Source organism: Saccharopolyspora dendranthemae (assembly GCF_007829955.1).
Taxonomy (GTDB): domain Bacteria; phylum Actinomycetota; class Actinomycetes; order Mycobacteriales; family Pseudonocardiaceae; genus Saccharopolyspora; species Saccharopolyspora dendranthemae.
In genome coordinates this window covers 179,895-194,761 of sequence record NZ_VIWX01000004.1, presented here as the reverse complement: position 1 = coordinate 194,761, position 14,867 = coordinate 179,895, and the positions used below count along the sequence as shown (strand labels likewise).

Below are 14,867 nucleotides of genomic sequence, written 5' to 3'. Positions count from 1 at the left end.
CACGGCGATCAAAGGAAACCGATGAGCAGCTCTGAGAAGCAGTACGTCGAGGCTCTGCGCTCGTCCCTGAAGGAGAACGATCGCCTGCGCAAGCAGAACCAGCAGCTCATCGCCGCTGCGGTGGAGCCCGTCGCGATCGTCGGGATGGGCTGCCGGTACCCCGGCGGAGCCTCGTCGCCGGAGGAGCTGTGGGAGCTGGTGTCCGAGGGGCGCGATGCCATCTCGGAGTTCCCGGCAGATCGCGGTTGGGACGTCGACGAGCTGGCCAGCGCCACCTTCCAGGGCGGTTTCCTCTCCGACGTAGCCGGTTTCGACGCCGGGTTCTTCGGCATCGCGCCGCGCGAGGCGGTGGCGATGGACCCGCAGCAGCGGCTGCTGCTCGAGGTCGCGTGGGAGGCGATCGAGCGCTCGGGCATCGACGCGACCTCGCTGCGCGCGAGCCGGACAGGCGTGTTCATGGGCACCACCGGTCAGGACTACAGCGAACTCCTCGCCGAGTCCAGCGAGGACATCGGCGTGTACTCCACGACGGCGTTCGCGGCGAGCGTGCTGTCGGGACGCATCTCCTACCTGCTGGGGCTGGAGGGCCCGGCGGTCACGGTCGACACCGCCTGCTCCTCGTCGCTGGTCGCGCTGCACAACGCGGTGCAGTCGCTGCGCGGCGGTGAGTGCTCGCTGGCCCTGGCAGGCGGTGTGGCGGTGATGTCGACGCCCAACGCCTTCAGCGCGTTCAGCTCGCAGAGCGGCTTGGCGCCCGACGGCCGGTGCAAGGCCTTCTCCGATTCCGCGGATGGCACCGGGTGGTCGGAGGGCGTCGGAGTCCTCGTGCTGGAGCGGCTCTCCGACGCCCAGCGCAACGGCCACGAGGTGCTGGCCGTGCTGCGGGGGTCCGCGATCAACTCCGACGGTGCGTCGAACGGGTTGACGGCGCCCAACGGCCCCTCGCAGCAGAGGGTGATCCGGACGGCTCTCGACAACGCCGGTTTGACCGCCGGTGACGTGGACGTGGTCGAGGCGCACGGCACGGGAACGACTTTGGGCGACCCGATCGAGGCCCAGGCGGTCCAGGCGACCTACGGCCAGGACCGCGAGGACCCGGTGCTGCTGGGCTCGATCAAGTCCAACATCGGTCACCCGCAGGGCGCCGCCGGTGTCGCGGGCGTCATCAAGATGACGATGGCGCTGCGCCACGGCGTTCTGCCCCGGACGCTGCACGCCGAGAACCCGTCGTCCAACGTGGACTGGACGACCGGCGCGGTGGAGCTGCTGACCTCGTCCAGGCAGTGGCAGCGCGGTGAACGTCCGCGGCGGGCCGGGGTTTCGGCCTTCGGCGTCAGCGGCACGAACGCGCACGTGATCATCGAGGAAGCCCCGGTCGCGGAGCCGGTCGAGAGCGAGGGCCGGGCGCCGGACGTGGCCGAGGTGCCGTGGGTGCTCTCGGGCAAGTCGGAGGCAGCGCTGGCCGCGCAGGTCGAGCGGTTCGACGCGTTCGTCGAGCGCAACCCGCGACTGGCGCCGGTCGACATCGGTGGTGCCCTGGCCACCTCGCGGACGGCCCTGGACCACCGGGTGGTGCGGCTGGCTTCGCGTGACGGTGTGGTCGAGGTGGCGCGTGGTGTTGCTGCTGAGCGGTCGGTGGGTGTGTTGTTCGCGGGTCAGGGTGCGCAGCGCCTGGGGATGGGTCGTGATCTCTACGGCCGGTTTCCGGTGTTCGCAGCAGCTTTGGATGCCGTGCTGGAGCGCCTGGACCCCGGCGTGCGGGATGTCATGTGGGGCGAGGACGAGGATGCCCTGAACCAGACGGGTTGTGCGCAGCCTGCTCTGTTCGCCCTCGAAGTCGCTCTCTTCCGGTTGGTCGAGTCGTTCGGCGTGCGGCCGGACTGCGTGGCGGGGCATTCGATCGGTGAGATCGCGGCGGCGCACGTGGCGGGTGTGTTCTCGCTGGAGGACGCCTGCACGCTGATCAGCGCTCGGGCGCGGTTGATGCAAGCTCTGCCCACGGGCGGGGTGATGGTGGCGGTGCAGGCTGGTGAGGCTGAGGTCCTGCCGCACCTCACCGACGGCGTCTCTATCGCCGCGGTGAACGGGCCGTCGTCGGTGGTGCTGGCCGGTGATGAGGAGCCCGTCCTGGCCGTGGCCGCCCGGTGGAAATCGACCCGCCTGAAGGTCTCGCACGCCTTCCACTCCCCGCTGATGGATCCGATGCTCGACGACTTCCGCGCCGCGATCAGCGGGTTGTCGTTGCACGAGAACAGCATTCCGATCGCGGTCGGCGGAGACGTGACATCGCTGGAGTTCTGGGTTCAGCACGTGCGGAACTCCGTGCGGTTCGGCGACAACGCGCGTTCGCTCGCCGAGAGGGGCGTAAACACCTTCCTGGAGCTCGGCCCGGATGGCGTTCTCACGGCGATGGCCGCCGAGTCCGTTCCGGAGGACGCGGTTCTCGTTCCCGCGCAGCGCAAGGATCGTGACCCCGAGCCGGCGCTGATCGAGGCGCTGGCCCGGCTGCACGTGACGGGCGTCGAGGTCGAGTGGGCGCAGTTCTTCAGCGGCACTGGCGCGCAGCGGGTGGACCTGCCCACCTACGCCTTCCAGCGCGAGCGCTACTGGCCGCGTCCCGCGACGTCGAAGGCCGACGTGCGGTCGGCGGGGCTGGAATCGCCGGGGCACCCGCTGCTCGGCGCCGCCGCCGAACTGGCCGGCACCGACGGGTTCCTGCTCGCGGGCCGGTTGGCGCTGCGCACCCACGCCTGGCTCGCCGATCATGTCGTCCACGGCCGAGTTCTGTTCCCCGGAACGGGATTCCTCGAGATCGCGATCCGCGCCGGTGATGAGGTGGGGTCCGGTCACGTCGAAGAGCTGACCCTGTCCGCACCCCTGGTGCTGCCCTCCCAGGGCGACGTCCAGGTCCAGGCGACCGTCGGCGCGGCCGACGAGTCCGGCCGACGTCCGGTGGCGATCTTCTCCCGCCGCGCGGATGCGGGCGAACGCGCCTGGACCCAGCACGCCGGCGGCGTGCTCGCCGTGACGGCGGCTCGACCCGGCTTCGACCTGGGTGCGTGGCCGCCGGCCGGTGCCGAGGCCGTCGACGTGTCCGACTGCTACGAGCGGTTCGCCGAGGTCGGTTTCGACTACGGCCCCGTCTTCCGCGGCCTGCGCGCCGTGTGGCGTCGAGGCGACGAGGTGTTCGCCGAGGTCGAGCTGCCGGGTGACGCCGCAGCGGAGGACTTCGGCCTGCACCCGGCGCTGCTGGACGCCGGGATGCACGCCGCGGGCTTCGGCGACGTCGGCGCGCTCAGCCGGAGCGCGCTGCCGTTCTCGTGGCAGGGCGTCTCGCTGCACGCCGCAGGCGCTTCGGCGGTGCGGATGCGCCTGGCCCCGGGGCTTGACGGCACCACGGTGCTCTCCATCGCCGACGGGGCGGGAACGCCGGTCGCCTCGGTCGACCGCCTCGTCACCAGGCAGATGCCTGCCGAGCAGATCACCGACGACTCGGTCACGCGCGATGCGCTCTTCCAGCTCGACTGGGCTCCGGCCGCCATCTCGGAGACGGCCGACGAGACGTGGTCGGTGCTCGAACCCCCGCACGACCTCACCGGCATCGAACCCGGCACGGTCGTGGTTCCCGTCGTCGGAGACACCGACGATGTCGTCGACTCGGTGCGCTCCACGACCGCGCGAGTCCTGCGCATCCTCCAGGACTGGCTCGCGCTGGAGCGCTTCACCGACTCGCGGCTGGTGTTCGTGACCCGTGGTGCGACCTCCGGCCGCGACCTCACCGGCTCAGCGGTGTGGGGGCTGCTGCGCTCGGCGCAGACCGAGCACCCGGGACAGTTCACCGTGGTGGACACCGACCCCGGTGCCGAGGCGGATGCCGACGCCCTGCTGTCGCGGGCGCTGACCAGCGACGAGCCGCAACTGCTGATCCGCGACGGCGAGGTGCTCGCCCCGCGCATCGCCCGGCCGACCACCTCGGGCGAGGACACCGCCTGGGACACCGACGGCACCGTCCTGATCACCGGCGGGACCGGGGGCCTGGGAGCCGTGCTCGCCCGGCACCTGGCCGACGCGCACGGCGTGCGCGAACTCCTGCTGGTCAGCCGCCGGGGCCCGGACGCCGACGGCGCCGACGACCTCGTCGCCGACCTGGCCGAACGCGGCGCCACCGCGCGGATCGTGGCCTGCGACGTGACCGATCGCGCATCGGTCGCCGCACTGCTCGACCGGCACCCGGTGCGCGCCGTGGTGCACACCGCCGGGGTCGTCGACGACGGCGTGATCGAATCCCTGTCCGCCGAGGCGGTCGACGCGGTGCTGGCCCCGAAGGTCGACGCCGCGTGGCACCTCCACGAACTCGCCGGGGACCTCTCCGCGTTCGTCCTGTTCTCCTCCGCCGCAGCCACTTTCGGCGGTGCCGGGCAGGGCAACTACGCCGCGGGCAACGCCTTCCTCGACGGCCTGGCGCGGTACCGCCGCGAGCGCGGGCTTCCGGCCGTGTCGCTGGGCTGGGGCGCCTGGGAGCAGTCGGTCGGCCTGACCAGCGCGCTCTCCGAAGCCGACGTGCAGCGGATCTCGCGGATGGGCGTGCAGCCGCTGTCGGTGGAGCACGGCCTCGACTTGTTCGACGCGGCGCTGGGAACCGGACAACCGCAGCTCCTGCCGGTGCAGCTGGACCTGCCGTCGCTGCGCGGCCGCGGGGAGGTCCCGCACCTGCTGCGGGGACTGATCCGCACCCCGATCCGGCGCGCGACCGCGTCCTCCCGGGGCGACGTCGAGGCCCTGGTGGACCGCCTCGCCGCCTCGTCCGAAGCCGAGCGCACCGAGCGGCTGGTGGAGCTCGTCCGCCACGAGGTCGCGGCCGTGCTCGGACATGCCGGCTCCGGGGGAGTGGATCCCTCGCGGCCCTTCCAGGAACTGGGTTTCGACTCGCTCACCGCCGTGGAGCTGCGCAACCGGCTGACCGCGGCGACCGGGCTGCGGCTCTCGGCGACCTCGGTGTTCGACTACCCGACGGTGACCAGGCTCGCCGAGCACCTGCGCGACGACCTGTTCGGCGCCGCCCTCGACGTTCGTCCGGTCGAACCCGCGCGGTCCCCGGACGACGACCCGATCGTGATCGTGGGCATGGCCTGCCGCTACCCGGGCGGTGTGTCCTCACCGGAGGACCTGTGGCGGTTGGTGACCGAGGACGGCGACGCGATCACCGGTTTCCCGACCAACCGAGGCTGGGACCTGGATTCGCTGTTCGACGTCGACCCGGACAGCGCGGGCACCTCGTACTCGACCTCGGGCGGATTCCTGCACGACGCGGGGGAGTTCGACGCCGACTTCTTCGCGATGTCGCCTCGCGAGGCGCTGGCCACCGACGTCCAGCAGCGGCTGGTGCTGCAGACGGCCTGGGAGGCCATCGAGCGCACCGGGATCGACCCGGCCTCGTTGCAGGGCAGCCAGACCGGTGTCTTCGCCGGTGTGATGGTCAACGACTACGGCACGCTGCTCGACGGCGAGACCTTCGAGGGCTACCAGGGGACCGGTACCGCGCAGAGCGTCCTGTCCGGCCGCGTGTCCTACGCGCTCGGTCTCGAAGGGCCTGCGGTCACGGTGGACACGGCGTGCTCGTCGTCGCTGGTGTCGATGCACTTGGCGGCGCAGTCGCTGCGGCAGGGGGAGTGCTCGCTGGCGCTGGCCGGTGGTGTGACCGTGATGTCGACCCCGGCGTCGTTCGTGGTGTTCTCCCGCCAGCGCGGCTTGGCCGCCGACGGCCGGTGCAAGTCCTACTCCGACACCGCCGACGGCGTGGGCTGGTCCGAGGGCGCCGGTCTGGTGGTGCTGGAACGGTTCTCGGACGCGCAGCGCAACGGACACCAGGTGCTGGCGTTCCTGCGGGGTTCGGCGGTGAACTCCGACGGCGCGTCGAACGGTCTCACGGCGCCGAACGGTCCCTCGCAGCAGCGGGTGATCCGCCACGCCCTGGCCGGAGCCGGATTGTCCACATCGGACGTCGACGCGGTGGACGGGCACGGCACGGGAACCACGCTGGGCGATCCGATCGAGGCCCAGGCCCTGCTGGCGACCTACGGGCAGGACCGGGAGCGCCCGCTGCTGCTGGGCTCGATCAAGTCGAACCTCGGTCACACCCAGGCCGCCTCCGGTGTCGCCGGTGTGATCAAGATGGTCACCGCGATGCAGCGCGGTGTCGTGCCGCGAAGCCTGCACGCCGGCGTGCCCTCCTCCCACGTCGACTGGGAAGCCGGCTCCGTCGAACTGCTGGACGCTCCGGTCGAGTGGCCGGAGACCGGGCGTCCTCGCCGGGCGGGCGTGTCGTCGTTCGGCGTCAGCGGGACGAACGCGCACGTGATCCTGGAGCAGGGGCCCGCTGTCGTCGTCTCCGCGGTCGAACCGCGGGTGACGCCCGGCGTGGTGCCGTGCGTCGTGTCGGCGAAGTCGGCGACCGCGCTGGACGCGCAGATCGCCCGGCTGCGCGAGTGGGACATCGACGCCGCCGACGCCGGGTACTCGCTGGTGACGTCGCGATCGCTCTTCGATCACCGCGCCGTGCTGCTGGCCTCGGACGGCGGTCTGGTGGAAGCCGCGCGGGGAGTGGCCCACGAGCAGTCGGTGGCGGTGCTGTTCTCCGGCCAGGGCTCGCAGCGGCTCGGGATGGGCCGGGAGCTCTACGCCCGGTTCCCGGTGTTCGCCGAGGCGTTGGACGAGGTCTTGGGACACCTCGACCCGTCCGTGCGCGAGGTGATGTGGGGTGCTGACGCCGATGCGCTGAACGAGACCGGCATGGCCCAGCCCGCCTTGTTCGCGCTCGAGGTCGCTCTGTTCCGGCTGGTCGAATCCTTCGGCGTGCGGCCGGATCACCTGGCCGGGCATTCGATCGGTGAGATCGCCGCAGCTCACGTGGCCGGTGTGTTCTCGCTGGCCGACGCCTGCGCGCTCATCAGTGCGCGGGCAGGCCTCATGCAGGCGCTGCCCTCCGGCGGCGTGATGGTCGCCGTGCGGGCGAGTGAGGCCGACGTGCGGGAGCACCTAGCCGACGGGGTGTCGATCGCCGCGGTGAACGGCCCGTCCTCGGTGGTGCTGGCCGGTGCGGAAGCCGCCGTGCTGGACGTGGCGTCGCGGTGGGAGTCGAAGCGCCTCGACGTCTCGCACGCGTTCCACTCGCCGCTGATGGACCCGATGCTGGAGGACTTCCGCCAGGCCATCGGTGAGCTGACGTTCCACACACCCGGCGTCGCGATCGCGACCAGCGGTGATGTGAGCGACCCCGAGTTCTGGGTCCAGCACGTGCGCGAGGCCGTTCGGTTCGCGGACTCCGTCGACCAGCTCGCCGATGCGGGTGCGACGGCGTTCCTGGAGCTCGGACCCGATGGCGTCCTGTCGGCGATGGCCGCCGAATCCGCGCCGGACGCCGCGGTGATCGCCCCCGTCCTGCGCAAGGACCACGACGCGGAGACCACGTTCGTCACCGCCCTGGCCCGGCTCCACGCGACCGGCGCGCCCGTGCGCTGGGAACCGCTGTGGGAAGGCACGGGCGCTCACCGGGTCGAGCTCCCGACCTACGCCTTCGAGCGCCGCTGGTTCTGGCCCGACGCCGTCGGCAAGTCGGGGGACGTGCGCGGTGCCGGCCTGGCTTCGGTGGACCACCCGCTGCTCGGTGCGGCCGCGGAACTCGCCGACTCCGACGGGTTCCTGCTCACCAGCCGGTTGTCGGTCCGGTCGCAGCCCTGGCTCGCCGATCACGTCGTGCGGGGGCAGGTGCTCGTCCCGGGTGCGGCCCTGGTGGAGCTGGCGATCAGGGCCGCCGACGAGGCGGGGTGCGAGCGCGTCGAGGAGCTGACGCTGTCGGCTCCGCTGGTGCTGCCCGAGCAGGGCGCGCTGCAGCTGCAGCTGCGCGTCGGCCCGGAGGAGGATTCCGGCCACCGCGCCATCACCGTGCACAGCAGGCCGGAGGACGACGCGGAGCTGCCCTGGACTCAGCACGCGGTCGGTCTGCTCGGCCGCGAGCAGACGTCCCAGCCCTTCGACGCCGCCGCCTGGCCGCCGGCCGGGTCCCAACCGCTGGAGCTGACCGGGTTCTACGAGCGGTTCGCCGAAGCCGGGTTCGACTACGGCCCGGTGTTCCAGGCCCTGGGCTCGGCCTGGCGGCTCGGCGACGAGGTGTTCGCCGAGGTCGTCCTGCCGGAAGGGGTCGAGACCAGCGGGTTCGGCCTGCACCCCGCGCTGCTGGACGCGAGCCTGCACGCCCTGGCGCTCGCCGGTCAGCGCACCTCTGGCGGCGTCGTGCCGTTCTCCTGGCGCGGCCTGTCGTTGCACGCGGCGGGAGCCACCGAGCTGCGAGTGCGGTTGTCGCTCGCCGACGAGGGGACGATGTCCCTCGCGCTGGCCGATGCGAACGGTGCACCGGTGGCCTCGGTCGAGTCCCTGGTCGTGCGCGAGCTCACCCAGACCGACCTCGGCGACGCCGACGGGACGCGCGATGCGCTGTTCGGCGTCGAGTGGGTTCCGATCACCGCGGAGGCGAACCTCGCCGAGCCGGTATTCGCGGTTCTCGGGACGAACTCGTGGGACTTGCCCGGTTCTGCGCACGACGACTTGAGCGCGGTCGAGGCCGATGTCGTGCTGGTGCCGGTGGCCGGTGAGGCCGACGTCGTGGGCTCGGCCCACGACTGCGCCCGGCACGCGCTGCGCTTGGTGCAGGAGTGGTTGTCGGAGGAGCGGTTCGCCGGGTCGCGTCTCGTGTTCGTGACGCGAGGCGCGGTCTCGGGTGACGACGTGGCCGCCTCCGCCGTGTGGGGCCTGGTGCGGTCGGCTCAGTCCGAGCACCCGGGTCGCTTCGGGCTGCTGGACCTGGACGCCGGAGGCGCTTCTCCCACCGCACTGGCAACGGCGTCGGCGAGCGCTGAGCCGCAGCTGCTCATCCGCGAGGGTGAGGTTCTGGCGGCCCGGTTGGCTCGGGCCGCGGCGGACGAGCCGGTGGGCTGGGACGTGGACGGCCCGGTTCTGATCACCGGCGGCACGGGCGGCCTGGGTGCTGCTGTGGCCCGGCACCTGGTCGTCGAGAAGGGCGTTCGGGACCTGCTTCTGGTGAGCCGGCGCGGCCTCGACGGCGAGGGTGCGGGTGAGCTGCACGCTGAGCTGACCGGTCTCGGCGCTCGGGTGGATGTGGTGGCGTGCGATGTCGCTGATCGGTCTGCGGTGGCGGAGGTGCTTGCTGGTCGGTGTGTTTCGGCTGTGGTGCATGCTGCGGGTGTTCTGGATGACGGTGTGGTGGAGTCGCTGACGCCGGATCGGGTGGATGCGGTGCTGCGTCCGAAGGTGGATGCCGCCTGGAACCTCCACGAGCTCACCGAGGGCCTGTCGGCGTTCGTGGTGTTCTCCTCTGCTGCGGGTGTTTTCGGCTCCCCGGGTCAGGCCAACTACGCCGCCGGCAACGCGTTCCTGGACGCGTTGGTCGAGCACCGTCGGTCCCAGGGCCTGCCGGGTGTGTCGTTGGCGTGGGGCGCGTGGGCGTCCGGGATGGCCTCGGAGGTGGACGCTGATCGGATGGGCCGGTCGGGGATGCCGCCGCTGTCGACCGAGCAGGGGCTGCGGCTGTTCGACGCCGCGCTGTCCGCGGATCGACCGGTGCTGCTGCCGGTCCGCCTCGACCTGGCCGCTCTGCGCCGAGCCGGCGACGTTCCGCCGCTGCTGCGCGGGCTGGTCCGAACGCGGGCACGTCGGTCGCTGGCGGGATCGCGAGCCGCGGAATCGCTGGTCGCCAGCCTGAGCGGACTCGGCGAGACAGCACGACAGGACGCCCTGCTCGACCTGGTGCGCGGTGAGGTCGCCGCGGTGCTGGGACACACCGATGGCAGGGCCGTCGAACCGACGAGGGCCTTCCAGGACTCGGGTTTCGACTCGCTGACGGCGGTCGAGCTGCGCAACCGGCTCGGTGCCACGAGCGGTCTGCGGCTGCCCGCCACCCTGGTCTTCGACCACCCGAACGCCCAGGCCCTCGCCGAGCACCTGGACGAGGAGCTCTTCGGCGCGAAGGCGCAGGACTCCGCGAGTGCTCCGGTCCTGCTCAACACCACCGATGACCCGGTGGTCGTCGTCGGGATGGCCTGCCGCTACCCGGGCGGTGTGTCGTCGCCGGAAGACCTGTGGCGGTTGGTCTCCGACGGGGTCGACGCGATCTCGGAGTTCCCGACCGATCGCGGCTGGCCCCTGGACACCCTGTTCCACTCCGATCCCGACCACATCGGGACCTCCTACGCGCGGGCCGGCGGGTTTCTCGACGAGGCCGCGGACTTCGACGCCGACTTCTTCGGGATGAGCCCGCGCGAAGCCCTGGCGACGGACGCGCAGCAGCGGTTGCTGCTGGAGGTCGCGTGGGAGTCCTTGGAACGCGCGGGAATCGACCCGATCTCGTTGCGCGGCAGCCGCACCGGCATGTTCGCCGGTGTCATGTACAGCGACTACAGCTCGTTGCTCAACGGCGGTGACTTCGAGGGACACCAGGGACAGGGCAGCTCGCCCAGCATCGCCACCGGTCGCGTCTCCTACACCCTCGGTTTTGAGGGGCCTGCGGTGACGGTGGACACGGCGTGCTCGTCGTCGCTGGTGTCGATGCACTGGGCGATGCAGGCGCTGCGCAGCGGTGAGTGCTCGCTCGCACTGGCCGGTGGTGTGACCGTGATGTCCACCCCGGGACCGTTCGTCGAGTTCTCGCGCCAAGGCGGCCTGTCTCCGGACGGGCGGTGCAGGTCCTTCGGTGAGTCGGCCGATGGTGTGGGTTGGTCGGAGGGTGTGGGTCTGCTGGTGCTGGAGCGTCTTTCGGACGCCCGTCGCCACGGGCACGAGGTGCTGGCGGTCGTGCGGGGTTCGGCGGTGAACTCGGACGGTGCGTCGAACGGGTTGACGGCGCCGAACGGTCCGTCGCAGCAAAGGGTGATCCGTCAGTCGTTGGCCAGTGCTGGGTTGTCCACTTCGGACGTGGATGTGGTCGAGGCGCACGGCACCGGGACGACGTTGGGCGATCCGATCGAGGCGCAGGCGTTGCTGGCGACCTACGGTCAGGACCGCGACCGGCCGTTGTTGCTGGGTTCGATCAAGTCCAACATCGGGCACACGCAGGCGGCGGCGGGTGTCGCGGGCGTGATCAAGATGATCGCGGCCATGCAACGAGGTGTCCTGCCTCGCACGTTGCACGCGGACGTGCCGTCGTCGCACGTGGACTGGGAAGCCGGATCCGTCGCACTGCTGACCTCGCAAAGCGAGTGGCCGGAGACCGGTCATCCCCGCCGGGCCGCGGTGTCTTCCTTCGGGGTCAGCGGCACGAACGCCCACGTGATCCTGGAGCAGGGCCCCGCGACCGAGAAGCCCGCGAGCGAGCCGCAGGTGGTTCCCGCAGCGGTGCCGTGGGTGATCTCGGCGAAGTCCGACGCGGCCGTGGACGACCAGACCGCGCGACTCCGCGCGCTCGAAGACTCACCGGCCGATGTCGGATTCTCCCTCGTCACCTCGCGTTCGGTGTTCGAGCACCGGAAGGTGCTGCTGGCTGAGGGTGCGGGTCTCACCGAGGTTGCTTCGGGTACCGCGCGTGCGGGTTCGTTGGCGGTGGTGTTCTCGGGTCAGGGTGCGCAGCGCCTGGGGATGGGTCGGGAGCTTTACGGCAGGTTCCCTGTGTTCGCTGAGGCTGTGGATTCCGTGTTGGAGCTCCTGGACCCGGGTGTGCGAGAGGTGATGTGGGGTGAGGATGCGGATGCGCTGAATCAGACGGGGTTCGCGCAGCCTGCTCTGTTTGCGCTGGAAGTTGCTCTGTTCCGGTTGGTCGAGTCGTTCGGTGTGCGGCCGGACTTCTTGGCGGGGCATTCGATCGGTGAGATCGCGGCGGCGCATGTGGCGGGTGTGTTCTCGTTGGAGGACGCGTGCGCGTTGATCAGTGCTCGGGCGCGGTTGATGCAGGCGCTGCCCACGGGTGGTGTGATGGTGGCGGTGCAGGCCGCCGAGACCGAGGTTCTGCCGCACCTCATCGACGGCGTCTCTATCGCCGCGGTCAACGGACCGAACTCAGTGGTGCTGGCGGGAGAAGAAGACCCGGTCGTAGCCGTGGCCGGTCGGTGGAAGTTCACGCGGTTGGAGGTGTCGCACGCGTTCCACTCGCCGCTGATGGACCCGGTTCTGGACGAGTTCCGGCAGGCGATCAGCGGTGTGTCCTTCGAGGTTCCGAGCGTTCCGGTCGCGACGAGCGGTGACGTGACCGATCCGGAGTTCTGGGTTCAGCACGTCCGGGAGACGGTGCGATTCGCCGACGCCGTCGCCGATCTGACCGACGCGGGCGCGACGGCCCTCCTCGAACTCGGTCCCGATGGCGTTCTCTCCGCCCTGGCCGCCGAGTCCGTCCCCGAAGACGTGGTCGTGACCCCGGCGCTGCGCCGGGACCGGAGCGAAGAGGCCGCGCTGCTGACGGCGCTGGCCCGGTTGCACGTCACCGGCCTCGACGTCGACTGGCTCCCCGCGTTCGCGAGGACGGGAACCCGCAGGGTCGCCCTGCCCACCTACGCCTTCCAGCACCGGCGCTTCTGGCCGATCCTGCCGGGTCGCCACGGCGACGTCGCCGGTTTCGGAATGGTCGACGTCGAGCACCCGCTGCTCGGCGCGAGTACGGAGATCGCCGGCTCGGACGGGTATCTGTTCACCAACCGCGTGTCGGTGAGCTCGCAGCCCTGGCTCGCCGACCACGTCGTGATGGGTCAGGTCCTCGTGCCCGGCGCGGCCATGGTGGAGCTGGCGCTGAGGGCCGGCGACGAGGTCGGCTGCGATCGGGTCGAAGAACTGACCCTGGCGAGTCCGCTGACGCTGCCCGAGCGCGACGCCCTCCAGGTGCAGGTCGCCGTCGGGGCCGCGGACGAGTCGGGGGATCGCACCGTGGCGGTGCTGTCCCGGCCCGCCGACGCCGTCGACGCGGTCTGGACGGAGCACGCGAGCGGAACCCTCACCACCGGAGCACGACCGCTCCCGTTCGACGACGGACTCCAACCGCCCGCGGACGCCGACGAGGTGGACGTGTCCCGGTGCTACGACCTGTTCGCCGAGGCCGGGTTCGAGTACGGCCCGGTGTTCCAGGGCCTGCGCTCCGCGTGGCGGCGCGGTGACGAGGTGTTCGCCGAGGTCGTGCTGCCGGACGAGGCCGAGACCAGCGGATTCGGCCTCCACCCCGCCCTGCTCGACGCGTGCCTGCACGCGGCCGGGGCCACCGGTGACGGCGCGACCGGCCTGCCGTTCTCCTGGTCGGGCGTGTCGTTGCACGCCACCGGCGCGGCGGAACTGCGGGTGCGCCTGTCCAGGAATGCCGACGGCTCGATGTCCCTCGCGCTGGCCGACCCGGCTGGAATCCCGGTCGCCTCGGTGGAATCGCTGACCGTGCGCGCGGTGTCCGCCGAAGGACTCGCCGCGGGCCGGGATCGCGACGCACTCTTCGGCCTGCAGTGGACGCCGGCAGCGCTGCCCGCTGATTCGGACGTCCCGGAATGCGCGGTGCTCGGGCCGGATGCCTGGGGACTGCCGGGTTCCGCGCACGATGATGTCAGCGCGGTCGAGGCGGGCGTCGTGCTGGTGCCGATCACGGGCACCGACGAGGCGGTCGCCTCCGCCCACGACTTCACCGCGCACGCCCTCGGACTTCTGCAGGAGTGGTTGTCGGAGGAGCGGTTCGCCGGGTCGCGTCTGGTGTTCGTGACGCGTGGCGCGGTGTCGGGTGAGGATGTGGCTGCGGCTGCTGTGTGGGGCTTGGTGCGGTCGGCTCAGTCCGAGCACCCGGGTCGCTTCGGCCTGCTGGACCTGGACCGCGGCACGCTTGATCCGGAGGTGCTGACCCGCGCGCTGTCCAGCGACGAGCCGCAGCTGCTCATCCGCGAGGGTGAGGTTCTGGCTGCCCGGTTGGCTCGGGTCGCGGCCCAGGACCAGCCGGTGGGCTGGGGCGTGGACGGCCAGGTTCTGATCACCGGTGGCACGGGTGGGCTGGGTGCTGCGGTGGCCCGGCACCTGGTCGTCGAGAAGGGCGTTCGGGACCTGCTCCTGGTGAGCCGGCGGGGCCTCGACGGCGAGGGTGCGGATGAGCTGCACGCTGAGCTGACCGGTCTCGGGGCTCGGGTGGATGTGGTGGCGTGCGATGTCGCTGATCGGTCTGCGGTGGCGGATTTGCTGGCTGGTCGCGGTGTTACGGCTGTGGTGCACGCTGCGGGTGTTCTGGATGACGGTGTGGTGGAGTCGCTGACGCCGGATCGGGTGGACGCGGTGCTGCGTCCGAAGGTGGATGCCGCCTGGAACCTCCACGAACTGACCGAGGGCCTGTCCGCATTCGTGGTGTTCTCTTCCGCCGCAGGTGTTTTCGGTTCCCCGGGGCAGGCCAACTACGCCGCCGGGAACGCGTTCCTCGATGCGTTGGTCGAACACCGTCGGTCCCAGGGCCTGCCGGGCGTGTCATTGGCGTGGGGTGCGTGGGAGTCCGGGATGGCCTCAGAGGTGGACGCTGATCGGTTGGTGCGGTCGGGGATGCCGCCGTTGTCGGCCGAGCAGGGGCTGCGGCTGTTCGATGCCGCGCTGTCCACGGATCGACCGGTGCTGCTGCCGGTCCGCCTCGACCTGGCCGCTCTGCGACGAGCCGGCGACGTGAGGCCGCTTCTGCGCGGGCTGGTCCGAACGCGGGCACGCCGGTCGCTGGCCGGGTCGCGAGCCGCGGAATCGCTGGTCGCCAGCCTGAGCGGACTCGGCGAGACAGCACGACAGGACGCTCTGCTCGACCTGGTGCGCGGTGAGGTTGCCGCGGTGCTGGGACACACCGATGGCAGGGCGGTCGAACCGACGAGGGCGTTCCA

The 14,867-nt window shown here is 71.4% G+C and carries 1 protein-coding gene (only partly in view); it reads left to right on the top strand.

What is annotated here, in order from left to right; all coding sequences use genetic code 11:
* Nucleotides 1–21 precede the first annotated feature (21 nt).
* Nucleotides 22–14,867, top strand: the 5' end (the start) of a protein-coding gene (locus tag FHU35_RS19485) for a type I polyketide synthase (protein ID WP_145741808.1). The gene runs 15,319 nt beyond the window's last position; 14,846 of the gene's 30,165 nt are visible here — the first part of the coding sequence; the start codon lies at nucleotides 22–24; the stop codon falls past the right edge of the window.